General features: G+C 71.9%; 20 protein-coding genes. 10 read left to right on the top strand and 10 right to left on the bottom strand.

Annotated features, from left to right (window positions below):
* Positions 1–262 precede the first annotated feature (262 nt).
* A complete protein-coding gene (locus ABZS58_RS28825; protein ID WP_354786351.1) occupies positions 263–2,245 on the top strand; it encodes a CHASE3 domain-containing protein in 1,983 nt (660 codons plus the stop codon).
* A 61-nt stretch (positions 2,246–2,306) separates the two neighbouring features.
* Here ABZS58_RS28825 and ABZS58_RS28830 read toward each other — a convergent pair whose 3' ends face one another.
* From ABZS58_RS28830 to ABZS58_RS28855, 6 genes are all read right to left on the bottom strand, one after another.
* The gene (locus ABZS58_RS28830; protein ID WP_354786352.1) at positions 2,307–2,771 is read right to left on the bottom strand and encodes an SRPBCC family protein; all 465 of its coding nucleotides are present in this window, start codon (positions 2,769–2,771) and stop codon (positions 2,307–2,309) included.
* A 160-nt stretch (positions 2,772–2,931) separates the two neighbouring features.
* A complete protein-coding gene (locus ABZS58_RS28835) occupies positions 2,932–3,291 on the bottom strand; it encodes an STAS domain-containing protein (protein ID WP_354786353.1) in 360 nt (119 codons plus the stop codon).
* 228 nt (positions 3,292–3,519) lie between these two features.
* A complete protein-coding gene (locus ABZS58_RS28840) occupies positions 3,520–6,474 on the bottom strand; it encodes a fibronectin type III domain-containing protein (RefSeq protein WP_354786354.1) in 2,955 nt (984 codons plus the stop codon).
* 123 nt (positions 6,475–6,597) lie between these two features.
* On the bottom strand, positions 6,598–7,569 hold the full coding sequence (locus tag ABZS58_RS28845; RefSeq protein ID WP_354786355.1) for a DUF1702 family protein: 972 nt from the start codon (positions 7,567–7,569) through the stop codon (positions 6,598–6,600).
* A gap of 226 nt (positions 7,570–7,795) precedes the next feature.
* The gene (locus ABZS58_RS28850) at positions 7,796–8,383 is read right to left on the bottom strand and encodes a copper resistance CopC family protein (RefSeq protein WP_354786356.1); all 588 of its coding nucleotides are present in this window, start codon (positions 8,381–8,383) and stop codon (positions 7,796–7,798) included.
* A 2-nt stretch (positions 8,384–8,385) separates the two neighbouring features.
* Positions 8,386–8,952: a hypothetical protein gene (locus ABZS58_RS28855; protein WP_354786357.1), complete on the bottom strand. Its 567-nt coding sequence runs from the start codon at positions 8,950–8,952 to the stop codon at positions 8,386–8,388.
* Between the two features lie 397 nt (positions 8,953–9,349).
* Here ABZS58_RS28855 and ABZS58_RS28860 point away from each other — a divergent pair, with 397 nt between their 5' ends.
* The 4 genes from ABZS58_RS28860 to ABZS58_RS28875 all read left to right on the top strand — a co-directional run bounded on the left by ABZS58_RS28860 (position 9,350) and on the right by ABZS58_RS28875 (position 14,895).
* Positions 9,350–11,659 carry a PepSY-associated TM helix domain-containing protein gene (locus ABZS58_RS28860; protein WP_354786358.1) on the top strand — a complete coding sequence of 770 codons (2,310 nt, stop codon included), beginning with the start codon at positions 9,350–9,352 and terminating at the stop codon, positions 11,657–11,659.
* Positions 11,660–11,743: 84 nt separating this feature from the next.
* Positions 11,744–12,769 carry a tripartite tricarboxylate transporter substrate-binding protein gene (locus ABZS58_RS28865; protein WP_354786359.1) on the top strand — a complete coding sequence of 342 codons (1,026 nt, stop codon included), beginning with the start codon at positions 11,744–11,746 and terminating at the stop codon, positions 12,767–12,769.
* Between the two features lie 6 nt (positions 12,770–12,775).
* The gene (locus ABZS58_RS28870) at positions 12,776–13,354 is read left to right on the top strand and encodes a tripartite tricarboxylate transporter TctB family protein (protein WP_354786360.1); all 579 of its coding nucleotides are present in this window, start codon (positions 12,776–12,778) and stop codon (positions 13,352–13,354) included.
* Positions 13,351–14,895, top strand: coding sequence for a tripartite tricarboxylate transporter permease (locus ABZS58_RS28875; RefSeq protein ID WP_354786361.1), 1,545 nt, complete (start codon positions 13,351–13,353; stop codon positions 14,893–14,895). The genes ABZS58_RS28870 and ABZS58_RS28875 overlap by 4 nt, the downstream gene beginning before the upstream one ends.
* Here ABZS58_RS28875 and ABZS58_RS28880 read toward each other — a convergent pair.
* Both ABZS58_RS28880 and ABZS58_RS28885 read right to left on the bottom strand, forming a co-directional pair.
* A complete protein-coding gene (locus ABZS58_RS28880) occupies positions 14,865–15,560 on the bottom strand; it encodes a response regulator (RefSeq protein WP_354786362.1) in 696 nt (231 codons plus the stop codon). The two genes, ABZS58_RS28875 and ABZS58_RS28880, sit on opposite strands and share 31 nt — an antisense overlap.
* Positions 15,557–17,119, bottom strand: a complete 1,563-nt coding sequence (locus ABZS58_RS28885) for a sensor histidine kinase (RefSeq protein ID WP_354786363.1) — start codon at positions 17,117–17,119, stop codon at positions 15,557–15,559. The genes ABZS58_RS28880 and ABZS58_RS28885 overlap by 4 nt, the downstream gene beginning before the upstream one ends.
* A 40-nt stretch (positions 17,120–17,159) precedes the next feature.
* On the opposite strand from ABZS58_RS28885, the gene ABZS58_RS28890 reads away from it, so the two are divergent.
* The 5 genes from ABZS58_RS28890 (at position 17,160) to ABZS58_RS28910 (ending at position 22,138) form a co-directional block, all read left to right on the top strand.
* Positions 17,160–18,116: a tripartite tricarboxylate transporter substrate-binding protein gene (locus ABZS58_RS28890; protein ID WP_354786364.1), complete on the top strand. Its 957-nt coding sequence runs from the start codon at positions 17,160–17,162 to the stop codon at positions 18,114–18,116.
* Positions 18,117–18,598: 482 nt separating this feature from the next.
* On the top strand, positions 18,599–19,882 hold the full coding sequence (locus ABZS58_RS28895) for a glycosyltransferase (RefSeq protein ID WP_354786365.1): 1,284 nt from the start codon (positions 18,599–18,601) through the stop codon (positions 19,880–19,882).
* Positions 19,879–20,604, top strand: a complete 726-nt coding sequence (locus tag ABZS58_RS28900) for a polysaccharide deacetylase family protein (protein ID WP_354786366.1) — start codon at positions 19,879–19,881, stop codon at positions 20,602–20,604. Before ABZS58_RS28895 ends, ABZS58_RS28900 begins: the two co-directional genes overlap by 4 nt.
* A gap of 161 nt (positions 20,605–20,765) precedes the next feature.
* Positions 20,766–21,005: a hypothetical protein gene (locus ABZS58_RS28905; RefSeq protein WP_354786367.1), complete on the top strand. Its 240-nt coding sequence runs from the start codon at positions 20,766–20,768 to the stop codon at positions 21,003–21,005.
* Positions 21,002–22,138 (top strand): lysylphosphatidylglycerol synthase transmembrane domain-containing protein, encoded by a 1,137-nt coding sequence (locus ABZS58_RS28910; protein ID WP_354786368.1) that lies wholly within the window; start codon positions 21,002–21,004, stop codon positions 22,136–22,138. The genes ABZS58_RS28905 and ABZS58_RS28910 overlap by 4 nt, the downstream gene beginning before the upstream one ends.
* Before the next feature lie 97 nt (positions 22,139–22,235).
* Here the strand turns inward: ABZS58_RS28910 and ABZS58_RS28915 are convergent, their stop codons facing one another.
* On the bottom strand, positions 22,236–22,562 hold the full coding sequence (locus tag ABZS58_RS28915; RefSeq protein ID WP_354786369.1) for a hypothetical protein: 327 nt from the start codon (positions 22,560–22,562) through the stop codon (positions 22,236–22,238).
* A 20-nt stretch (positions 22,563–22,582) separates the two neighbouring features.
* A complete protein-coding gene (locus tag ABZS58_RS28920; protein ID WP_354786370.1) occupies positions 22,583–24,031 on the bottom strand; it encodes an alpha-amylase family protein in 1,449 nt (482 codons plus the stop codon).
* Between the last annotated feature and the right edge of the window lie 30 nt (positions 24,032–24,061).

Raw genomic sequence — 24,061 nt, forward strand, 5'->3', positions numbered from 1 at the left:
CCGCCGCACCGTGCCGGACCGCCGCCATGTTTCTGACTGCTCGACGCCCCTGACAGCCTCGCGATCCGGCGTCGGCGGGGACCGCACGCCATCTGGATTGTCGCCATGTCGCGTCCCGACACTCGGCAGACATTCGCGGCTTTTGCGGTAGTAGGCTGGATTTGAACTGATAGATGGAATCGATTGTTGTGACGCGCCACCGTCTTCCAGCAGGTGCATTTGCCTGCCGTCGTTGCCGGTGGCGTGCTGGATGGAGTTCCGCGTGAAGGTCCACGCTCGAGGTTTCGGGCGCCGGCCGGCGTGGCCAGGGCTCTTCGGCGCTGGGCTGAACCGTCGGGTGCTGGTGCTCTGCCTGGTGTGCACGATGGCGTTGAGCCCGACGCTGGTGACGATGCTGGCGGCCGTATCAAGACTGGACCGGGAGGTCCGGTCGGCGCGCAGTTCGCAAGCGGCGCTGATCATCGCCGGGCAGCTGCAGACCTCCGTGCTGTCGATGGAGAGCGCCGAACGCGGCTTCATCATCACGCACGAACCGCGGTACATGGTGTCCTGGCAACAGGCCCGTGCGGCGATCCCGGCGCAGACCGCACAACTCGAGGGGCACATCGCCGAAGATCCGCAGCAGCAGGAACGCGTCCGGCTGCTCAACCACCAGATCTCGACATACGTGGCCGAGCAGCCGGGGCCGGGGGTGGCCGGTGCCGGTAGTCACGGCCCGTTACCCGACCCTGTCCAACTGCTCGACAGTCAGCAGCGTCTCGACGCCATCCGCGCGGAGTTCGCACAGTTCACCGCCGTCGAGCTGAGCGACGCGACCCGGCAGGCAGCCCACGCCGACACCGACACGGCATGGGCGCGGGCGGTGGCGGGCGCCGGGCTTGCCGGGTCCGTGCTGTTCGGGGTGATGTTCGCGGCGTTCATGAACCGTGGCATCGTCCGCCCGCTCGCCGGAGCGGCCCGGATGGCCGATCAGCTGGCCGGTGGTGCCCTGTCCACCCGGATGCCCGAGAACGGACCGCACGAGATCGGCCTCCTGCAGCGTTCGTTCAACGCCATGGCGATGTCGCTGGAGTCGCACCGTGACGACCTCAACCGTCTCGTGGCTGAGCAGAGTGCCCTGCGGCGGATCGCGACGCTGGTGGCCCGCGCATCGCCGCCCGGCGTGGTGTTCGGCGCGGTCACCGAGGAGATCGGGAAGCTCCTGCGCGCCGACACGACCATGCTGCTGCGCTACGAGTCGGACGGTGCGGCGACCGTGGTCGGGGCCTGGAGCGAACACGACATTCCCATCGTGGCCGGCACCCGCACGGCCCTGCCGGCGAACGGCGCCGCCATGCACGTCTACACCCGGCAGCAGCCCTGGTGGACCCGCGTCGGCGACGGCACCGCGGTGCCTGACCCGTTCCTCTCCCAGTACGGGATCCGCGTCTCCGTGGGCGCGCCCATCGTGGTGCAGGACAGCCTGTGGGGGGTGCTGATCGTCATGGCGGCGAGCGAGGAGCAGCTCCGTCAGGACGATGCCGACCGCACGGCCGACTTCACCGAACTCGTCGGTGTGGCCGTCGCGAACATGCAGGCCCGCGCCGATCTGACCACTGCCAGCGTCCGCATCGTGGAGGCCAGCGACCAGGCCCGCCGCAGGGTCGAACGCGATCTCCACGACGGCACCCAGCAACGGCTCCTGGCACTGCTGCTGGACCTGCGCCGGATCCAGGCACGAGCTCCGGCCGAGCCGGGGGAACTCGCCGGCGACCTGACCACGGCCATCGCCGACCTGTCCGGCGCCATCAGCGACCTGCGGGAGCTCTCCCACGGCATCCACCCGGCGATCCTGACCCAACGCGGCCTCGCATCGGCCCTCAGAACCCTGGCCCGCCGCTCACCGGTCCCGGCCGAACTGCACATCCAGCTGCCGTACCGGCTCCCACCGAACATCGAGACAAGCGCCTACTACATCGTCGCCGAAGCGCTCACCAACGCCGCCAAACACGCCCACGCCGCACATCTCCACGTCGACACCACCGCCGACGATCACACCCTCCGGCTGTGCATCAAGGACGACGGCGTCGGCGGCGCCAACCCGAACTCCGGCTCCGGTCTGCGTGGGCTCAGCGACCGGGTGACCGCCCTGGGCGGCAGCAGCCGGCTCGCCAGCCCAGCCGGCCAGGGCACCACGCTGTGGTTCACCATCCCGCTCGACCCGAACCGCGCCGATGGTCAGCCGGCGTCACCAGCGGTGGCCTGAGCCGTGGCCGCGGATCGGGCGCCGCCGGCCTTCCGCCGACGGTGCCGGCGTGCTCCTACGGTCACCCGCCCGACCGCGGCGTGTCGCCCGGCCGCTGCCCCGTTGCGCCACCGCGTCGCTCGATGAACTCCTTGAAGCGCTTGGCGTCACCCTTGACCTGCCGCTCGTCCACGCCGACCGCGCTGCCGACGTTCTCCACGACGCCTGTGGGCTGCCAGTCCACCTGAACGGTCACCCGGGTGTCCGCGTCGCCGAGCCGGTCGAACGCCACGACACCCGCGTGCTCGGAATCACCGCCGGTGCTCCTCCAGGCGATCAGCTCGTCAGGGGTCTGCTCGATGATCTCGGCGTCGAACTCCCGCCGGACCCCGCCGATTCTGGTCACCCAGTGCGTATGCCGGTCATCGAGCCGGCGAACCGACTCGACACCATCCATGAACTGCGGAAACGACTCGAACTGCAGCCACTGGTCATACGCCGTGCGCACCGGCACATGCACATCGACGGTCTCGGTCACGCCTCTCATCGAGTTCTCCTTCGCCCTCGCGAGTTCCAACCGCCGGCGAATGCCCCTACCCGAGCCGATCAAACTACCCGTCAGGTGTGCTTCCCCGTGCCCCTTGTCTGCTTCACGGCCGTCCTGACGTCAAAGAGCTTGCCGGCCCTGGCGGTGATGAGAACGGCGCTTACGGGCGCCTTTGATGCGGTGGAAGGTGCCGTGACCCGCGATCCCGCCCGGCGACGTCCAAGGAGTCGGCCAGGCCGCTGGTCCGCAGGCGATCGTGCGCGGCCGCGCTGATGGCTGCGACGACGAGCCGGTATCCCACCCGCCCGCCGACGCGCAATGCGGCCGCCAGCGCGCCCACACCGGCGGAGTCGATGAGCGTGACCTCGGTCAGGTCGATGCCCACCAGCGTCGGATACCATTCCAGCGCGGCGGCGAGGGCGCGATGGAACACCGCCACTCCGTGGCTGTCAAGCATGCCGTGCAGCACGATGAGCACCCGTCCAGAGGCCTCATTTTGCACCTCGAACGATAAAGCCACCACGATCTCCCCTCACCGGCGAGAACCCGAGTGCGAGCGTAACAGCAAAAAATCCTTCGCTCAGTAACGCCGACGGACGAGGACAATGCTGACCATTCAGACGGTCCTCTTGCTCCGCCAGGCCTGTTGACGTGCCACGATGCCGCCCCGGCGCCGCCACCGGCATGCCGCGTTCCGTCTGTTATGCGCGATTGAAGCGATGGGCCTTTCTGCGCAGCAGGCGAGCGATCAGCAGCGCAGCCGGCCGACGGTCGTCAGCGTGGCGCCGGTCAGGACCGAAGCGGCGCCGAGCAACAGCATCCAGGTCAGGGCCAGGCCGGTCACCGGGAGGCCGACGCTCACCGGCCGCACCGTCACCGTGAACGCGAGCGTGTGTGCCACGCCCGCCTGGTCCACGCCCAAGGCCACCACCGTGTGGTCGCCGGTCGCCAGGTCGGCCGGAACGGTCACCGGCTGGCGCACGTCGCCGTGGTCGTCGGCCACCGCGGTGGCCAGCAGTGCCGGGGTCGAGTAGATCGCGATCCTGACCGTCGAGTGGGCCGCGAAGCCGTGGCCGACGACGACGACCTGCTGACCCGGGGTGGCGGTGCGGATGTCGCCCTTGTCGGTGGTGAGGGTCGCGTCGGGCACCGGGCTGCCGGCCGGCACGGCCGGCGACGTCGGCGTTGCCGCGTTGGTGACCGCCGGAGCGGAGTCGCGGCCGAAGGCGCCCTCCGCGACGATCGACACGGTGTACGACGTGCCCGCGACCGCGCCCAGCACGCAGCTGGTGTCGGCGGCCGTGGCGTGGCAGGTGGCCGGTCCCGGGTCTGCGGTCAGCAGGTAGCCGTCGATGCCCGAGCCGGCCGCGGGCGGGGTCCACCGCACGGTGATCGAGGCGACGCCCGCGGTCGCGGTCGCGGTCGGGCTGCCCGGCGCGGCGCTCGGCGTCGCGGTGGCCGGCTGACTCGGGGCCGAGTCGACGGCGCCCGACGCGTACACCTTGATCGTGTACGCGGTGGCGTTGGTCAGGCTCTGGATGACGCAGGTGAGGGCCGGGGCGGCGGCCTGGCAGTCCGAGGCCGGGGTGCTGGAGCCGGCCGGATACGCGACGGCGTGGTAGGTGACGGCGTTCGCCGGCGTGCCGGCGGTCCACGTGACGGTGACCTGCCCGTCGTCCGCCTCCGCGCTCGCGATGGCGGGGATGCCCGGTGCGGCGACCACCGCGAGCGGGGCCGACGCCGCGGAGGCGCTGCCCGCGCCGGTGGCGTTGACCGCGGTCACCCGGGCGCGGTAGGAGGCGCCGACGACGAGGCCACCGACGGCGCACGGGCTCGCGGTGGGGCTGCCGCACTCGCCGCCGCTGATGGTGGTGTACGGGCCACCGTCCTTCGACGTCTCGACGGTGAAGCGCGCCGCGGGCGTGGCGCCGCCGGCCGGGTAGGTCCACGTGATGCGCAGCTTGCCGTCGCCGGCGAGGGTGAGCACCGGCGTGCCTGGTGTCAGCGGGGTGGCGATGGAGGTGACCTCGTCCGACGGGACGGACTGGTTGCCCTCGATGCCGGAGACCACCGCGGAGACCTTGAACCGGTACGTCTGGCCGGGCGTCAGGCCGGTGACGGTGCACGGGCTGCTCACCGGCGCACCGGCGCAGGTGCCCGAACCGGCCGCGGTGTATGGACCGCCGCTGGACACGTACACCTTGAAACCGCTGACGCCGCCGGACGGCCCGGTCCAGGCGACGGTGACCGCGCCCGGGCCGGTGACCGTGACGGCGCCCGGTGTCGGCGCCGAGGGTGCGGCCGCGGCGGTGACCGCCGTCGACGGGCTCGACCCGGGCCCGCTGCCGGCGGCGTTGACCGCCACGATCTTGAACTGGTAGCTGCCGCCGCCGGTGAGGCCGGTGACGGTGCAGCCGGCGGCGACGGTGACAGCCGTGCAGGTGCCGGTGGTGGCCGCGGTGTACGAGCCGCCGTTGAGCGACACCAGCACCTGGAAGTTGGTCGTGGGCGCGCTGGGGGTGGCCGGGTCGGTCCAGGTGACGGTGAGTGTGCCGTCGCCGGTCACGGCGGCGCCGACGCCGGTCGGGGCGGCCGGTGGGCCGATCGCGGTGACGTCGACCGGGCTCGACGGTGACCCGTCGGCGCCGCTCAGCACACCGGCGACGGTGAAGTGGTAGACCGTGCCAGGGGTGAGGCCGCCGACCGTGCAGGAGGTGCCGGTGACGCCGGAGCAGGTGCCGGTGGTCACGGCGGTGTACGGCCCGCCGACGCTGAGGGCCTGATGGACGACGTACGAGTCGGCGCCGCCGGTGGGCGGGTCCCAGTCCAGCGCGACGCTGCCGGTGCCCGCGGCGATCTGGGCGTCCAGGTTGCCGGGCGCGGGCGGGCCGAGCGTGGTGAACGTGATCGAGGCAGCGCCGTAGTTGTCGTCGCTGGCGAAGACGGAGGGCGAGTCCTCCCGGGCCGGGTCGACGTAGCTGCTCCCGCCGCCGCCCGGGCCGCCCTGCCCGCCCGCGTCGGTGGTGCCGCCGCCTCCGCCGCCGCCGTAGTAGCCGCCACCTCCGCCGCTGCCGCTCTTGGCGCCGCTGGGCCCGCCGTTGCCGCCGTAGCCGAAGGAGCCGGGGCCGCCGGGGGACGACGCGCCGTACGGGCTGCCGCCCGCGCCGCCGGCGCTCTGCGTGCCAGGGCCGCCGGGGGAGGCGAAGCCGGTGCCCGCGGTGTCCGACGGGAAGGCCGGCGACGCGGGTCTGCCGCCACCGCCACCGTTGTAGACCACGCCGCCGCCACCACCGCCGGCGACCACGGTGCGGTCGCTCAACCCGCAGGAGCTCGACGCCGCGCAGGTGCCTTGACGGATGTCGGACGCGTCGCCGCCGGTGCCGCCACCCGTCGCGGCCAGGCCGCCGCCGTTCCAGCCCGCGATGCCGCCGACCATGACCTGGATCTTGTCGCCCAACCCGGCGGGCGTGGTGATGACAGCGGTGACGGTGCCGCCGCCACCGCCCGTGCCGCCGTCGCCCGGCGAGCCCTTGACCACGACCTGCAGCTTCGTGGTGCCGGCCGGGACGGTGTACGTCTGGACCGCGCCGGTGTAGGTGAACGTCGTGGTGCCGGCGTAGGCCGGCGTCGCCGAAACGGCGACGAGCCCACCGGTTCCGAGCACGGCAGCCAGGATCGCCGCGGCCTGTCGGACGAATTTCATACACCACTCCAGACACACAAGGTATTTGCACAGTAACCCTGCGTATCTGTCGTGGGAGGCCAACAGCACAATCCAGGCGGTGACGCACTACCGCCGACGACACGCCCCGTCGCTACGCCAGGGTCACCGTTCCAGGCCCTGCGTCAGTGCCGCCCTGATGCGAAGCCGCCAGATCTCGTACGCGGGAATCTCGTCGTCGTAGGGAAGGCCGACGAGCGCTTCGTCGGTCACCTTGGACGCGCCGGCCGTCGTCTGGCCGCAGAGCACCCGGGTCGCGACCTCGTTGTGCGCGACGACGAGACCGGCCCGGACCCGCGCACCGGCCGCGAACGCCGAGCCCTGCGCGACGTCGCCGGCGTAGATCCCGGCGGCGTCCTTGAACCAGGCCAGTTCCGCCTCGTCGCTGCCGCCGGCGTAGGTGGCCGCCAGCCCGGCGCCGGCGTACAGGTCGGCCCGCCGGCGCTCGTCGAACCGGTCGAAGGTCGCCACGACGCGACGGGGGTCGGTGCCGCACACGAACCACGTGGCCCGTCCGACACCCTGGTCGATGGCGCGGCCGGCGTACCAGGCGGGCCCGTCCGCCGGCCACGGGAACGTGTCGGCCTGGTAGCACTCGTCGACGTACTTGCGGGTCTTGAAGTACGCCTGATGGAAGCCGTAGCCGTCCAGCACGAGCCAGCGCAGCAGCGGGTCCGGCGCGTGCAGCGACGACCAGCGGAACCGGGGGACCCGTGCCATCGCCCAGCCGACGCCCACATAGGCCATGTAGACGTGGGCGTCGGCGGGCCCGGCGAGGAACTCCTCGACGTGGCGGCCGCCGCCGACGGGCAGCCCGTCACGCACCGCGAACGCCATCGCGGCACCTTCGTAGGCGAAACCGCGATAGGCGTGCGGGACGTGGGCGAGCCGCGTGTCCGCGTCGGCCGGGTGTGGCACCTCGGCGGCGATCGCGTACCCGGTGAGGAAGTACCGCCCGACGGCCTCGAGCCGGTCGCGCGCCTCCGGGCTCTTCACGTGGAAGCCGCGCACGTCCATCCGGGTCTGTTTGATGTCGGGTGTGAGCATGCGCCGGCGAAGGGACTGGAACATCGTCATCCGAGGCCTCCAAGACATCCAGGTTCGACAATTGTCTTCGAGCATTGCCTACGATGTTTTCTCCGCAGGTGCGGTCCCGGAATGGAAATCGGAAAGCGGAAATTTCTGGTCGCTACCGGGTGGATCGGGCGCGCCGACGACGTCGGGGATTTTCACGCGCCACGAGGTCGGCACCGGGCCCCCTCGACCCCGGGTCGTCCGGGCCGGAGGGCGGACACTCCCGGCCTCAGGGACGGTGCTGTCGCCGTCCCCAGCGCAGCAGCGCGTACGCGAGCGCGACCAGCAGCACCGCGTCGAGCACGAGCAGCGCGAGGTTCATCGGGTCGTCGCTGAGGTGCTGGTGCCCGGCGGCCGCCGCCGCGGCCGGGTCACCGGCGACGGGCGCGGCGGGGACGCCCACACCGAAGCGGGTCACCGCCGACAGCTCGACGCCGTCGGCCAGCCGGACGTGGTAGGCGACGAGGTAGGTGCCGGTGCCGGTCAGTTCGACGGGCACGGTGAGGGTGGCGCCGTCCCGCCGGACGGCGCCGGTGGTCACCGTCACGCCACCCTCGTGGGCGACGGACAGGTGGTAGTCGTACGTGGCGAGCTCGCCGCTGAAGGTCGCGGTCACGGCGGTCGGCGCCGCCTGCACCGTGGCGCCGTCCGCGGGGTCCATCGCGGACAGTCGCGCCGGGGCCGGCTCCGCCAGCAGCGCGAAGGCCAGGATCGCGGCGGCGACCGCGCCGACCGGCCAGGCACCCTTGGAGCGCAACGCCGACCGGAGGGCCGAGCGGAGCCCGCCGCGGCGGGCTCCGCTCGAGGACGTCGTCACCGTCACGCGGCACCGGCCGCGACCAGCGGCCTGGCGCAGTTGCACGGTGCCGCCTGCGCCTCCGCGCGGTTCGGCCGCAGGTGCAGGATGACCGCGATCACCATCGGCAGGAAGACGATGGTGTTGTAGAACAGGTGCAGCTCCACCCGCGGGAACACGAGCTGCAGCACGCTGGTGGGCACCGACTTGCCGAACAGGAACTGCCCGGTCTGCGCCTGCAGGAACAGCAGCAGGTGCTCGATGTGGTGCCAGAACTGGATCGCGAGGGCGACCGTCCACCAGGTCCGGGCCCGGCCGGTGAACGCGCCGCGCAGCGCGAACAGCGCGATGAGCATGACCAGCGCGTAGCCGTAGTGCAGCCACTCGCTCTTGATCAGCCACGGGTAGGCCAGGCCCAGCACGCCCCGCGCCTTCGGCAGCGGCCAGTGCAGCACCCAGATCTGGTACGCCTGTGCCAGGTGCTCCGCCCAGTGCGCCAGGACGACCACCATGAACACGTTCAGCGCGATGCGATGGAACCGGCCGTTCAGGCCGCCCTGCTGCGGTTGTGTCAACCCGAGTTGCGTCATTCGGACTCCTCCAGTGCTCCGATGTTGCCCACCACCGGCGGCACGGCCGGTCCGCGCCACCGTCGGCGACGCATGCTGTCCGCGACCATCCCGCTGCCCTGCGTCACACTAGCCGTGGAATCGGCATTATGAAACAGTCGGACGTCCACCTTTTGTGAACTGCACAATGATAGAAGACCGACATTTTGTAACACGGACTCGCCGATAGGGTCAATCACATGAACCCCTTATTCATGCGGGATGCCGCGGATGGTGGATCACATCTCCTTCGGCATGCGTGATCCACAATTCTGCGGGCATCCGAACGGTCGCTGCCTACCGACGTCGAAAAGCGCCTGACATGATCGCGGCCACCGGGCGGGAGGACGGTTCGCCGGCGCTGGGTATCGTGCGGCTCATGTCGAAACTGGCCGGGAGTCTGTCTGCGGTGTTCGTCGCGTATGCGGAGTTCTGGCTCGGGGTGGCACGGCCGGTGCCCCCGTTCCGGGTCGAGGTGAACGGGCCGGACCTGGAGCTGACGGTCGAGGTGGACGGGGCCGGGCGGCGGGTGGTGGGACGGCCGTCCGCCTACGCGGTGCTGGCGCACCGGTTCTGGGCCGTGGTGCTGCCTCCCCCGGTCGTCATCCCCTCGCTGATCCGCGAAGGCAACGAGGGCCACGAATGGGACCGGTTCGACGAACAGGCCGCGCCGGACCTGCGGGTCGTGGCGGCCTGCCTGGAGGAGGCGGGCGAACGGACCGAAGCGGCGCTGATCCATCGGCTCCTGGCGGACACCGACGGCGACCGCGGTGTCCCGCCGTGGACGAGCGCCGAGGAGTACACCGGCCACTACGAGGTCCCCGTGTCTTTGCTGGCGGAGGTCCAGCGCCGTAGCCCGGTGGTGGAGCGGCTCGCCGGCCGGAAGTCCTGGAACGCGGCGGCAGTGAAAAGTCGCCGGGAACTTCCGGGCCCGGCCGGACGACTACTTCGTCGTGGGCGCGTCAGCCAAGGACGTCTGCGGGTGCCACCTGTCCGTTCCGCCCCGAACCGTCGTCCGCCCCGGAGGTTCCCGATGTCCGTCGCCACCGAGGTATCACCCCCGACCGAGGAGCCCGCACCGACAGCGGCTCCGTCCCCCCGGCCGATCCGGTCGTGGTCGGTGGTGCCGCTGCTGACCCGGCTGCACTTCTACGCCGGCATCCTCGTCGCACCGCTCCTCGTCGTCGCCGCCGTCACCGGCCTGCTGTTCGTGTTCACCCCTCAGCTCGACAGCATCGTCTACGACAAGGAACTCCACGTCGCCGGCATCGGCCCGGGCCTGCCCAAGCCCCTGTCCGAGCAGGTCGCCGCCGCGATCGCCGCCCACCCGACCGGCACCTTCTCCTCCGTCATCCCCGCCGCCGCCCCGGACGCCACGACGAAGGTCGTGTTCACGGTGCCCGAGCTCGGCGAGAAGCAGCACACCGTCTACGTCGACCCGTACACCGGCGAGATCCGCGGCCAGCTCGTCACCTGGTGGGGCTCCACCCCGCTCACCACCTGGCTCGACGACTTCCACCGCCACCTGCACCTCGACGACCTCGGTGTGCTCTACTCCGAGACCGCCGCCAGCTGGCTCTGGGTCGTCGCCCTCGGCGGGCTCATCCTGTGGTGCAACCGGCAATGGCGGCAACGCGGCGAGAAGCGCCGCAGCCGCGTCGAGGCGACCCTGCTCTACGACACCGCCGCGGCCAAGGGCGTGCGTCGTACCCGCGGCATGCACGCCGCCACCGGCGTCTGGCTGATCGTCGGTCTGCTCTTCCTCTCCGCCACCGGCCTCACCTGGTCCGACTACGCGGGCGCCAACTTCAGCCTCGCCCTGGACTCCCTCAACGCCGGCCGACCGGAGCTCGTCACCACCGGCGCGACCGCCGGCGGTGCGGCTGGCGCTTCGGGCGGCGGACACCACAGCGAAGGCGGCGCCGCCGCCGCCGGCGACCCCGCCCAGGTCGACACCGTGCTGCACATCGCCCGCACCAACGGCATCACCGGACAGATGGAGATCGGCGCGCCCGCCGAAGAGGGCGCCGCATGGACCGTCGTGCAGAACGACAACGTCTGGCCGGTCCACTTCGACAAGCTCGCCGTCGACCCGGTCGCCGGCGTGGTCGTCGACCGCGTCGACTACGCCGACTGGCCGTTCCTCGCCAAACTGTCCGCGCTCGGCATCCAGGCCCACATGGGCTACCTCTTCGGCCTCGCCAACCAGCTGCTGCTCGCCGCGCTCGCCGTCGGCCTGCTCTGCGTCATCTTTCTGGGGCTACCGCATGTGGTGGCAGCGCCGCCCCACCCGCGGCGAGCGACGCGTCCCCGCCGGCACCCCACCCGCCCGCGGCGCGTGGCGCCGGCTGCGACTGCCGCTGCTCATCATCGGCGTCCTCGTCACCGCCGCCGTCGGCTGGGCACTCCCCGCATTCGGGGTCACCCTCGTCGCGTTCCTGATCCTCGACCTCGTCACCGGCCTGATCCGGCGCCGCCGCCCCGGCACACCGGTCCCGACCTCACCGGCGCCCGCCGGCGCGTAACACCGCGCTCCACCAGGGTCGCGCAGCACCGCCGACCGGCCGATCGTGTGCGCGGCCTGGGCGCCCAACCTTGGCGCCCAGGCCGCCCCGGGTATCAGCGCGTACGCGTGCGGCCTGGATCGGCGGTACCGCCGCCGCGACCACAAAGACCAATATGTGCGTAGCGTTCATAATCGTGACCCGGGTCACTCGGTGCGGCATGGTGCGTAACACGTTCGCCACATCCCTGTGACAGGAGCACTACGTCAATGTTGAAGCGGAGTTTTGCGGTCGCGCTGCCGGCGGTGCTGCTGCTGGCCACCGGCTGCGCCAACCAGTCGGTCGGCGAATCACCCGCCGCGTCCGGCACCGCGGCGGTGGCCTTTCCGACGAAGACCTTGCAGATCATGGCCCCGGCCGGTGCCGGCGGCGGCTGGGACACGACGGCGCGGTCGCTGCAGAAGATCCTCCAGGACACCAAGCTCCTCAATGGACAGTCGGCGGAGGTCCGCAACGTCACCGGCGCCGCGGGCACGATCGGCCTGGCCGAGCTGGTGACCAGCCACGCGAAGGACCCGCACCAGCTCATGGTGACCGGGCTCGTGATGGTGGGTGGCGTGGTGACCAACAAGTCGCCGGTGGACCTGGGCAAGACCACACCGATCGCCACCCTGACCGCCGAGTCCGAGGTCATCGTGGTGCGCAACGACTCGAAGTACACGTCATTGAAACAGCTCGTCGATGATGTGAAGGCCAACCCGACGTCGGTGAAGTGGGGCGGCGGGTCCGCCGGCGGCACCGATCAGATCCTGGTGGGGCTGCTGGCGAAGGCCGGCGGTGCGGACGCCAAGACGGTCGCGAAGCAGTACGTCGCCTACTCCGGCGGTGGCGAGACCAAGGCCGCCCTGCTGTCGGGCGACGTCAGTGTCGCGGTGTCGAGCACGAGCGAGTTCGCCGACCTGGTGAAGGCCGGCACGGTCCGGGCGCTCGCGGTGTCCAGCCCGAAGGGTGAGGACGCCGGAGCCGGCACCCCGGCGCCGAGCATCAAGGAGTCCGGTTACGAGCTGGACCTGCTCAACTGGCGTGGCGTCGTCGCACCGCCCGGACTGAGCGCCGCGGACAAGGCGGCGGTCATCAAGATGATCGACGACCTGCACAAGTCACCGCAGTGGCAGCAGGAACTGACGGCGAAGAAGTGGCAGGACTTCTACAAGTCCGGCGACAGCGCCGCCGCGTTCTACGAGTCGGAAAGCACCCGGATCAAGACGGTCCTGACCGAGATCGGGCTGGGTTAGATCCGGATGTCTGCTGTGACGCCTTCAGAGCGGGAGCCGTCGGCCGTCGGGCCGGGAGTCCCGGACCCGCAGGACCCGGAGGCGGCGGGCGTCGGCACCGCGGAGCCGGGGGCGGCGACTGCCGGCCCCGGCCCGCTGGTGGCCGGTGCGGTCCTGCTCCTCGCCGGCGCGGCCCTGCTGGCGATGTCGATCGCCTCCGCCGTGCAGAGCGGGGTGACATTGGGTGGACCGACGCTCGCCCCGATCATCGTGACCGGCCTGTGGGTCGTGGTGGCGCTGGCCTATCTGGCCGGCCGGATCCGTGCTCGCGGCATCGGCCGCGGCATACCGATGACGTGGCGTACGCCGGCGCTCCTGCTGGTCGCGCTCGTCGGCTATTCGGTGATGCTCAAGTACACGGTGGTCGGCTACGTGCTGTCCACCATGCTGTTCGTGCTCGTCGCCGCCCGGCTGATGAGCACCAGGCCGCTGCGCACGGTGATCGTGCGTGATCTGATGACGGCGGTCGGGTTGTCGCTGGGCATCTATCTCCTCTTCACCAGGCTGCTCGGGATCGTCCTGCCCGCGGGGGTACTGCCGCTGTGAACTCGATCATGGACCTGGTGTCCGGGTTCGGCACCGTACTCAGCCCGCAGAACCTGCTCTACGCGGCGATCGGTGTCACCATCGGCACGCTCGTCGGCGTCCTGCCCGGCATCGGCCCGGCGCTGACGATCGCTCTGCTGCTACCGGTGGCGCTGCGGCTCGACGACCCGACCGGGACGCTCATCATGTTCGCCGGGATCTACGCCGGCGCGATGTACGGCGGGTCGACGACCTCGATCCTGCTCAACACCCCGGGCGAGTCGGCATCGGTGGCCACCTCGATCGAGGGGTATCAGATGGCCCGCCGCGGCCGGGCCCGCGCGGCGCTGGCGACGGCCGCGATCGGCTCGTTCGTCGCGGGCACCATCTCCACGGTGCTACTGACGTTCGCCGCCGCCCCGATGGCGAGCCTGGCGATCACGTTCCGGGCTTCGGACTATTTCGCGCTCGCGGTGCTGGCCATGGTGACCGTGACCGCCATGGTGGGCGCGTCGCTCGTGCGGGGTCTGATGTCGCTGACGTTCGGGCTGTTCCTCGGCCTGATCGGCATCGACTCCCTGACCGGGCAGGCACGGTTCACCTTCGGTGTCCCTTCGCTGCTCGACGGCGTCGACATCGTCACGATCATCGTGGGACTGTTCGCCATCGGTGAGACGCTCTACATCGTCTCCCGGCTCAAGGACCTGCCGTCGAAGGTCGAACCGCTGGAGCCGGCCGCCGGCGGGTTCGCCTGGCTGAGCCGGTCGGACTGGTCCCGGTCGTGGCGGCCCTGGTTGCGCGGGACGGCGCTCGGCTTCCCGTTCGGGGCGTTGCCGTCCGGTGGGGCCGAGATTCCCACCTTCGTCTCCTACACGCTGGAGAAGCGCCGGTCGAAACATCCACACGAGTGGGGCAGAGGCGCGATCGAGGGCGTCGCCGGGCCGGAGGCCGCCAACAACGCGTCGTTCTCCGGTGTCCTGGTCCCGCTGCTGACACTGGGCATCCCGACGTCGGCGACCGCCGCGGTCATGCTCGCCGCGTTCGGATACTTCGACCTGTCCCCCGGGCCGCAGCTGTTCGAGAAGTCGCCGGATCTGGTGTGGGGACTGATCGCGTCGCTGTTCATCGGCAACGTGATGCTGCTCGCCCTCAACCTGCCGCTGATCCGGATCTGGGTGAAGGTGCTGCAGATCCCGCGGCCGCTGCTGTACACCGGAATTCTGGTCTTCGCGACGCTCGGGGTCTACGCGGTGTCGGGCAACATCGTCGACGTCTTCATCGCCTTCGCGATCGGCGTGATCGCGATGTTCATGCGGCACTTCGACTTCCCGATCGCGCCGGTCATCCTCGGCGTCATCCTGGGACCCATGATGGAGATCCAGTTCCGCAGGGCGTTGCTGCTCTCCGACAACGACCTGTCGATCTTCGTCCGGCGGCCGCTGACGCTGATCCTGCTCCTCCTCGCCGTCGCGGCGCTCGGGCTGCCACACCTGCCCAGGCTCATCGCCCGGATGCGCGGAAGGGGCGACGTTCAGCGGTTGTCCTTCGGCGACGAGGACTGACGGAGCCAGGTATAGCGATGCTCCGGGCGACCGGCCGCACCGTACCGCAGCCGCACCTGGGCCCTCCCCGCTTGGACGAGGTGCTCCAGGTAGCGGCGGGTGCTCACCCGGGACAGGCCGGCCAGCGCGGCGCACTCGCCCGCGGACAGGTCCGTGCCGCTCTCGCGGAGCACGTTGATCACCAGGTCCGCCGTCGCGGCCGCGAGTCCCTTGGGAAGCGCGGCGTCGCTCTGATGCAGGGTGCCGAAGAGCCGGTCGACATCCGCCTGGGCGACGCTGCGCCGATCCCCCAGGCGCTGCAACGCCTCCGCATACCGCTCGAGCCGCTCACGCAGCGTGTCGAACGTGAACGGCTTGATGATGTAGTGCACGATGCCGCCGCGCAGCGCGGCCCGGATCGTGTCGACGTCCTGCGCCGCGGTGACGGCCAGCACGTCGGTCCGGTGCCCGTCCTGGCGCAGCCGGCTCAGCACCTCCAACCCGGAGATGTCCGGGAGGTAGATGTCGAGCAGGACGAGGTCGGGGCGCAGCCGCTCGACCTCGCCGATCGCCTCCGAGCCGGTGTGCGCCATGCCCACCACCGTGAAGCCCGGGACCCGGGTCACGAACCCGTGGTGAATCCGGGCGACCATGAAGTCGTCGTCGACGACCAGGACGCTGATCATCCGGATTCCCGGCGCGGCGTCACGGGGAGGCGCGCGGTGAAGGCCGACCCGTCGACGGTGATGGCACCGCCGCGGGCCGTGCACACCCGCCTGATCAGCGCCAGCCCGAGACCTCGGTGACCGTCGCCGCCCTTGGTGGTGAAACCGCTGCCGAACACCTGCTCGGCGTGCTCCCGCGCGACGCCGGTGCCCGAGTCGTCCACGGTCACGATGATCGCGTCTCCGTCCTCCTGGACCGACACGCGCACCCATCCGCCGGCGGCCACCGCGTCGATGGCGTTGTCGACGAGATTGCCGGTCACCGTCACGAGGTCGGCGGCGAGCCGGTCGGCGGCCGGCTTCGGCATCGACGTGTCCGACGCGATCCGCAGCTCGACATGCTGCTCCGACGCGACGCTGCCCTTGGCGATGATGAGCGCGGCCAGCGCCGGATCGGCGATGCGCGACTGCACCTCGTGGCTGAGTTCGTCCTGCGCCTGCCCCGCCTGGATGATGAACGTGACGGCATCGTCGTACTGACCGAGCTGCAGCAGACCGGAGATGGTGTGCAACCGGTTGGTGAACTCGTGGGCCTGCGCCCGGAGGGTGTCCGTCGTGTGCCGGCTCATGTCCAGCTCGCGCTCCAGCGAGGTCAGCTCCGTGCGGTCACGCAGCGTCGTCACCGACCCCGCCGCACGGCCGCGGACCAGGACCGGCATCCGGTTGAGCACCAGCACCCGGGAATCGTGGATCACCACCTGGTCAGGCTCGTCGGAACCAGCGGTCAGCAGGGCGAGCACCGCATCCGGCATCCCCAGCGATCGCAGCGGCGCACCGGTGACGTCGGCGGGCAGGCCGAGCAACCGGCGCGCCTCGTCGTTGGCGAGGGTCACCCGGCCGGCCGAGTCCAGACCGATCAGTCCTTCCTTGATGCCGTGCAGCATCGCCTCGCGGTGCTCGACGAGGCCGGCGATCTCCGCCGGCTCGAGCCCGAGGGTCTGCCGCTTGACGCGCCGGGCGAGCAGGGTCGAGCCGGCGACCCCGAGCACGGAGCCGAGCAGCAGGTAGGTGAGCAGATCCGGCGTCGCCGTCGAGAGCAGCTCCAGCCACGACGGATAGGTCTTGCCCGCGATGACCAGGCCGAGCACCCGGCCGTCAGCGGGGTCGAGGACAGGGGCGTGCGCCACGAGCGCCTGACCATCGTGCTCCACGACGCCGAGCCACGCGCGGCCGGACAGACCGTCGCTGCCCCCGAGGTTCGCCGGGCTGCCCCGCAGCGGGCCGGTCAGCAGGATGCCGCGGGGGTCGGTCAGCTCCACGAACGACGACCCGGACACGCTGCGTGCCGTCTCCCCCTCGGCGCCCAGCGCGTCGTACCAGATGGTGCCCCGCATCCCTTGGCGGATGAGGTCGGTGGCGGCAAGATTCTCCGCGGTGGAGCGCAGTTTCGTGCCCTGCTCCCGGCGGAAGGCGGCGTCCGACTCGGCGACCGAGACCGCGGCGACGGCCGTCACCACGAGCAGGACGATGCCGAGCTGGAGCAGTAGGAACTGCCTGGCGAGCGACAACTGCCAGCGCACCCGCATCCTCCTCGCCGTCCGGCACCGATAGGCTGACCTGGTGCTTCGCCGTACCATACTCGCCGCACCCCTGGCCGGGCTCGTGCTGAGCGCCTGCCGGGCGGACGACGAGCCCGGCCTGCGGCTGATGGTGCCCAACGCACCCGGGAGCGGCTACGACATCACCGCACGGACCGTCGCCACCACCATGGACGCCGCTTCGGTCAAGCACGGCGTCGAGGTGTTCAACCTGCCCGGCGCCGGTGGCATGGTCGGCCTGCGCCGGCTCGCCTACGAGCAGGGCAACGGCTCGCTGCTGATGCTCATGGGTCTCGGTCTCGTCGGCGCGCAGCACACCGCCCCGATCTCCGTCACGCTTGCCGACGTGACGCCGGTCGCCCGGCTGATCGAGGAGCCGGAGGTCGTCGTCGTCACCCAGGACTCGCCGCTGCACACCCTCGACGATCTGGTGCGGGTGTGGCGGGCCGACCCCGCGGCCCTTGCCGTCGGTGGCGGCTCCTCCCCCGGCGGCCCCGACCATCTCGCGGCGATGCTGATGGCCAAGGCGGCCGGCATCGCACCACGCACCGTGCGCTACAGCCAGTACGACGGGGGCGGCATGCTCCTGGGCGCGGTGCTGTCGCACGGGGTGGCGTTCGCCGTGTCGAGCCTCGGTGAGCTGGCGGGACAGGTCGACTCCGGCCAGCTCCGCGTCCTGGCGGCGACCGGGCGCGACCGGGCCGACCGGATCGACGCCCCGACGCTGCGCGAGGCCGGTCTCGACGTGGTGTTCGCCAACTGGCGTGGGCTCGTCGCACCACCGGGGCTCACCGCGGCCCAGCGGGCGGGCCGCAGCGCCGAGCTGGAGGTGTTGCGGAGGTCGCCGATCTGGCTCGAAGCGGTCGCCGGGCACCGGTGGACCGACAGTTTCCTCGGCGGCGACGACTTCGGCGTGTTCATCCAGGACCAGGATCGCCGGGTCACCCAGATCCTCGCCGAGCTCGGCCTGCGCACCTGAGGCCGGCACCGCGGCTCGACCGCATCCCTGCTGGACGGTGACCGGCCGCGGTGAGCCGGATGCCAGTCGGAGGGTGACCCGGGGTGTCACGCGGCCACGCGGCGGTGACGTTCGCCCGCGCCGCGCGAGGCCGCCGATGTACGGTGGCCGCAGGTGCCCGATCACCGCGTCACAGCGCTTGTTCTCCATCAGGACGACCATGACGTGGCCGGGGCGCACGGTGCCCGATGGCGGCGCGGCAAGGACCGCTCCCGTGCCGGGCAGCGGGATGCTCACCAGGATCGCCGGAACGACACGCATCCCTACGATTTGTAGGAGATTCTGGCGGTGCGGGGCGCGCGCCACGGCCGTGTCACCGCTTCGTGGTCCGCCGGTCGTTCAGCGTCTTCTCAGGGTGGCGGGCCGAACATCCACCGCAGCCTGGCCCGTCCCGGACCGGCGGACGCGGCCGGCGCTCATCCGGCCCCGAAAGGAGCGGACCGATGACGGCACCGCTGACGCACGGCCGGCCGCCCCGCGTGGTGGTCATCTCCGCCAGTTTCGGCGCGGGTCACGACGGTGCGGCCGCCGAGCTGAGCCGCCGGCTGCGGCGCGACGGGTTCGCGGTCCAGCGGCACGACTTCGTCGACCTGCTGCCCCGCCGCAGCGGCCGGCTGTTGCGCGGCATGTACCGCCGGCAGCTCACCACGCTGCCCGCCACCTGGGGCTGGCTGCTCTCCGCGGTCGGCACGGCCGCCGCCGGCGCCGCCGCGTCCCGGCTCACCGCCCTCGCCGACGAGGCGACCTTGACCGCGGTCGGCCCGGACGCTGCCGCGGTGGTCTCCACCTATCCGCTCGCCGGTCAGGTCCTCGGCCGGCTGCGCCGCGACGGCCGGCTGCGGGCCCCGGCGCTGACCTACCTCACGGACCTGTCCGTGCACCCGCTGTGGATCGCCGACGGCATCGACACGCACCTGGCCCTGCACGACGAGACGGCCCGGCAGGCGCGCCTGCACGGCGCCCGGGACGTGCGGGTCGTCGCGCCGGCCGTGGCGCCCGCGTTCGACCGCACGCCGCCGGTCACCTCCCAGGTGCGGCAACGGCTGCGGTTCGGCCTCCCGGCCGCCGCGCCGCTCGCGCTCATCGTCGCGGGCGCCTGGGGCACCGGCGCCGTCGAGCAGGCCGCCGCCGACGTCGCCGCCACCGGCCTCGCCGTCCCGGTCGTCGCGTGCGGCCGCAACGACACCCTGCGGCATCGGCTCGCTCGCACCGGGCGGGTCATCGCCCTCGGCTGGATCGACGACATGGCCGCCCTCATGCGCACCTGCCAGGTCGTGGTGCAGAACGCCGGCGGCCTGTCGTCCCTGGAGGCGCTCACCGCCGGCGTGCCGGTCGTGACCTTCCGGTGCGTGCCCGGGCACGGTCGCAGCAACGCCGAGGCCCTCGACGTGGCCGGCTGGGTCCCCTGGATCCGCGACCCGGCCGACCTCGCCGCTGCGCTGCGCCGGACGATGGTCACCCCGAACAGCTTCCGCCCCACGACGGTTCGTCCCGAGACCGTCATCGCCGCGGCGGCGGGCGTCCCGCGGCCCGCCCCGTCCATGGCGTGGCCGCCCGCCTTCGCGACGGCCGTCGGCCCACCCCCGGCGCCGGCCCTGGCTCCCCCGGTGGCAGCGGCGACGGCGTCGCCCGCCCCGCCGTCAGCGCCGTGGCCCTCCGGGCCGTCCTGCGCACCGGTGCTGACGGCGGACGGGCCGGCGAGCGGTCCGCTGGTGGCGGCGTCATGAGGCATCGTCTCGCGTGGGCCGCCGGTGTCGCCGGGGTCGCGTGGGCGGTGCACGCCGCCCCTGCCATCACCGCCTGCGCTCCGCTACGCCGTGCCGTGCTACCGGGCCTCGCCGGGGCCGGTGCCGCCGGGCACGTCGCGCTGACCTTCGACGACGGCCCCGACCGCCGCTCCACCCCGCAGTTCCTGCGGGTCCTCGCCGAGCATGACGTGCGGGCCACGTTCTTCCTGCTCGCCTCGATGCTGCAGCACGACCCCGGCCTCGGCCGCGAGATCGTCGCCGCCGGCCACGAGGTCGCCGTGCACGGCTGGGCGCACCAGTGTCTGCTGTGGCGCACACCCGCCGCCACCGCCGACGACATCACCGCCGCCCACGACCTCATCGCCACGACGACCGGCGGCACTCCGCGCTTCTACCGCCCGCCCTACGGCGTGCTCACCGCCGGCGCCGTGCGCACCAGCCGGCGGATCGGCCTGCGACCGGTGCTGTGGAGTAGCTGGGGTCGCGACTGGCGGGCCCGCGCCACCCCGACGTCGATCGTCGACACCGTCACCCGGCGGCTCGCCGGCGGCGGCACCGTCCTGCTGCACGACTCCGACTGCACCTCGGCCCCCGGTTCGTGGCAGCGGACCCTGGCCGCCCTGCCCAGGATCATCGACCGCGCCCGCGACCGCGGCCTCACCGTCGGCCCGCTCGGCGAGCACCTGCCGGTGCCGGCATGACCGGTCCGGAGCGAAGCGGAGGTGGCGGCATGACCGGTCCGGAGCGAAGCGGAGGTGGCGGCATGACCGGTCCGGAGCGAAGCCGAGGTGACGGCATGACCGGTCTGAAGCGAAGCCGAGGTGACGGCATGACCGGTCTGAAGCGAAGCCGAGGTGACGGCATGACCGGTCTGAAGCGAAGCCGAGGTGACGGCGGACATCTCGCGCTCAGCAAGCCATGCGCGCAGGTCCGCGGCATCGGCGCCCACGTCGTGCGGCGGCCGCGCACCGCGGGAGTGCCCGTCGTCGTGCTGGACGACCTGTCCACCGGGATGCCGCACCGGGTGCCCGCCGACGTGCCGCCGGCCGTCGCCTGGGTCGCCCGGCGGCACGACACGGTCGCGGAGGCCGGGCAGCCATGACCACCAGGGTGCGGCTGGTCCTGCTGGCGGGTGGGATCGCCGTGGTCGTGTGGGCGGCGCTGCACCTGTCGTCCGTCGGCGCCTCCTGGTCGGGGGCGTGGCAGCAGCTCACCACCGTGACCTGGCAGTGGCTCACCGGGCTCGGCGTCGTCTGGCTGGCCGGGCTCGGCGTCCACACCGTCGTGCTCAGCGCCGCCATGCCCGGCCTCACCCACCGGCGGGCCCTGACGCTGAACCTGGCCGGCAGCGCACTGTCCAACGTCCTGCCGCTCGGTGGCGTCGCGGGCACCGCGCTCAACCTCGGCATGGTCCGCGGCTGGGGACATGGCAACCTCGACTTCGCCCGGTTCGTCGTGGTGTCGAAGGCCTGGGACGCCGCCGCGAAGCTCGCCATGCCGCTCGTCACCGTGATCGCGCTGCTCGCCAGCGGATCGCTGGCCGCCGGCCGGGCCGGCCTGCTGTGGCTCACCGCCGCCGTCCTCGCGGCCGGCGCCGGGCTGCTCCTGGTCGCGGCGCTCTTCGGCCGTGCCGGTCCGCTCCTGCGCATCGTCGCGTTCGCCGAGCGGCTGCGCCACCGGCGGCCCGGCCGCGGCGCCGGTGCGGCCGGACCCGATGCGGTGCGGGGCTGGACGGCCGCGGCCGCGGCGCTGCTGGACGGCACCGACCAGCTCGTGCGCCGCCGCTGGGCCTCGCTGACCTGGGGCATGACCTGCTACTGGGCGATGCAGGGCGTCCTGTGGTGGCTGTGCCTCGTCGCGGTCGGCGCGGCCCTGCCGTGGCCACTGATCCTGGCCGGTCTCGTCGCCGAACGTCTCCTGACCCTCGCCGGGATCACCCCCGGCGGCGCGGGACTCATCGAAGCCGGCACCGTCGCCGTGCTGATCGGCCTCGGCGCCGACGCGACCGGGGCCCTCGCCGGGGTCCTGCTGTTCCGCGCGTTCATCTTCGTCGCCGAGATCCCCGTCGGCGGCGTGGCCCTGGCGCTGTGGCTGCTGACTCGGCGCACCCTCCGAACCGGCCCCTCACGGCCGGAGCACCCACACGCATCGCCCACGTCACCGGCGGTGTCGAACGCCAGGCCGGCGACCTCAGCACCCGGCAACTCCACGATGGACCCGAACCGGTCGTCCTGACCACCCCCGCATCCGGCGCGGGCATCAGCGGCACGGTCCCGATCGTGTGGCCGCCGCGGCGGCTGCCAGGACCTCCGTGCCGGCCGGCCGGTCCAGATCACGGACCGAAGACGGTATCGCGGATGTCGAAGACTCCCAGCAGCACGAGGCCGAGGAGGCCGGCCAGCCACCAGATCGCCCACTGGAGCTCACGCTCGGTCCGTCGTGCGACGCGGACCACGACCAGCGGCACGACGACCGCGAACACCAGCGCGGACAGATGCACGACGACCGCCGCGGCGGTGTCGTCCTCGGGGACGAACTTGACCAGGACCACCAGCCAGATGACCGGCGTGCACATCCACACCAGCAGCGCGGCGTGCAGCACCACGGTCAACGTGATCCGCCGCCACGACAACGACGCCGGATCACGTTGGACGGCCACGGCAGGAATGGTAGCCAACGTCAGGCGATGCGGGCGCCGGCGTGGATGGCCAGGGCGTCGTGGGCGGCGACGTTCGCGGTGAACCAGCCGGCGCTGTCGACGGTGACGACCGGGCCCGTGCAGGTGGTGCCGCTCTTCTCGCCGTGGATCACGTCGCAGTAGCGGCCGGCGGGCATGTTCGTGCGGTACGCGCGTCCGGTGACGGCGAAGTCCTCGTCGTTGATGGTGATGTAGCCGGCGCTGCCGCGGCCGAACGCGATGTGCTGCCAGCCGTTGTCGTACCAGTTGACGACGGCGCTGCCGGCGACGGCGTTGCGGAACGCCACCATGTTCGCGATGACCGGCCAGCGGTGCTCGCAGCGCCAGCCACCGGTGTAGCAGGTGCTGTTGTTCGTGCGTCCGGACGCGTCCGACGGCGGGCCCTGGTTGCGGTCGGTGAACTCGTAGCTGGACATCACCGTGGGCGAGCCGTACGGCCACGCCAGCATGAACGCGTTGGCCAGGGCGTAGATGCCGTTGTCCCGGTAGGTCAGGGTGCCGGGGACGTCCCGCTGCGTGTCGTGGTTGTCGACGAACACGTTGGCGACGTTGCCGGGGATGTAGCCCCAGCCCTCGCCGAAGTTGCTCAGGTACGCGAGCCGCTCGTTGCGGAAGACCCGGGCGAGGTCCTTGCCGTACCGGAACTCGTGCACGTCGCCGTTGCCGGTGTACTCCAGCGGGCCGATCGGCTCGCCGGCGCCGTAGATGACCTCCTGCACCATGTACACCGACCGGGTCAGCCTGGACCGCAGCGCGGCGATGTCGGCGGCGGGCATGTGCTTGCTGGCGTCCATGCGGAAGCCGTCGACGCCGAGGGACAGCAGGTCGTTGAGGTAGCCGGCGAGCTTGTCCCGCACGTAGGTCGCACCGGTGTCGAGGTCGGCGAGGTTCGCCAGCTCGCAGTTCTGCACCTCGTACCGGTCGCTGTAGTTGACGATGTCGTCGTTGCCGTTGCGCCCGCAGTGGTGGAAGTCCTGCGTCTGGTACGTGCCCGGGTAGTCGTAGTGCGTCCAGGCGGATCCGGCCCAGCCCGGGCCGCTCTTGTCGGTGTTGGCCATGTGGTTCACCACCGCGTCGACGATCACCTTGACCCCCGCCGCGTGGCAGGTGCCGACCATCGACTGGAACTGCGCCCGGGTGCCCTTGCGCGACTCGATGCGGTAGCTGACCGGCTGGTACGCCACCCACCACTCCTGACCGCGCACGTGCTCCTGCGGCGGCGAGACCTGCACGTAGCCGTACCCGCGCGGCCCGAGCGTGCTGGTGCACTCCGACGCGACCGACGTCCAGTTCCACTCGAACAGGTTGGCGATCACGGTCTTGGGCCCGGCGGTGCCGGCCACGGACGGCGCGACGGTCGCCACGGTGGTGGTCAGCGTCGCGAGCACAACGGTGGACATGATGGCGGCCAGCGGCCTGCGGCGCGTCATGGGTAGCTCCAAACACAAAGGCGGCGGTCA

The sequence above is a fragment of the Dactylosporangium sp. NPDC005555 genome, assembly GCF_040605635.1.
Classification (GTDB): Bacteria; Actinomycetota; Actinomycetes; order Mycobacteriales; family Micromonosporaceae; genus Dactylosporangium.

Bases quoted from the DNA above. Each gene is read 5' to 3' on its own strand.
- ABZS58_RS28910 (WP_354786368.1), top strand. From the start codon at position 21,002: ATGACCACCAGGGTGCGGCTGGTCCTGCTGGCGGGTGGGATCGCCGTG.
- ABZS58_RS28855 (WP_354786357.1), bottom strand. From the start codon at position 8,952: ATGACGCAACTCGGGTTGACACAACCGCAGCAGGGCGGCCTGAACGGC.
- ABZS58_RS28830 (WP_354786352.1), bottom strand. From the start codon at position 2,771: ATGAGAGGCGTGACCGAGACCGTCGATGTGCATGTGCCGGTGCGCACG.
- ABZS58_RS28895 (WP_354786365.1), top strand. From the start codon at position 18,599: ATGACGGCACCGCTGACGCACGGCCGGCCGCCCCGCGTGGTGGTCATC.
- ABZS58_RS28845 (WP_354786355.1), bottom strand. From the start codon at position 7,569: ATGACGATGTTCCAGTCCCTTCGCCGGCGCATGCTCACACCCGACATC.
- ABZS58_RS28920 (WP_354786370.1), bottom strand. From the start codon at position 24,031: ATGACGCGCCGCAGGCCGCTGGCCGCCATCATGTCCACCGTTGTGCTC.
- ABZS58_RS28900 (WP_354786366.1), top strand. From the start codon at position 19,879: ATGAGGCATCGTCTCGCGTGGGCCGCCGGTGTCGCCGGGGTCGCGTGG.
- ABZS58_RS28880 (WP_354786362.1), bottom strand. From the start codon at position 15,560: ATGATCAGCGTCCTGGTCGTCGACGACGACTTCATGGTCGCCCGGATT.
- ABZS58_RS28860 (WP_354786358.1), top strand. From the start codon at position 9,350: ATGTCGAAACTGGCCGGGAGTCTGTCTGCGGTGTTCGTCGCGTATGCG.
- ABZS58_RS28870 (WP_354786360.1), top strand. From the start codon at position 12,776: ATGTCTGCTGTGACGCCTTCAGAGCGGGAGCCGTCGGCCGTCGGGCCG.
- ABZS58_RS28865 (WP_354786359.1), top strand. From the start codon at position 11,744: ATGTTGAAGCGGAGTTTTGCGGTCGCGCTGCCGGCGGTGCTGCTGCTG.
- ABZS58_RS28840 (WP_354786354.1), bottom strand. From the start codon at position 6,474: ATGAAATTCGTCCGACAGGCCGCGGCGATCCTGGCTGCCGTGCTCGGA.
- ABZS58_RS28905 (WP_354786367.1), top strand. From the start codon at position 20,766: ATGACCGGTCTGAAGCGAAGCCGAGGTGACGGCGGACATCTCGCGCTC.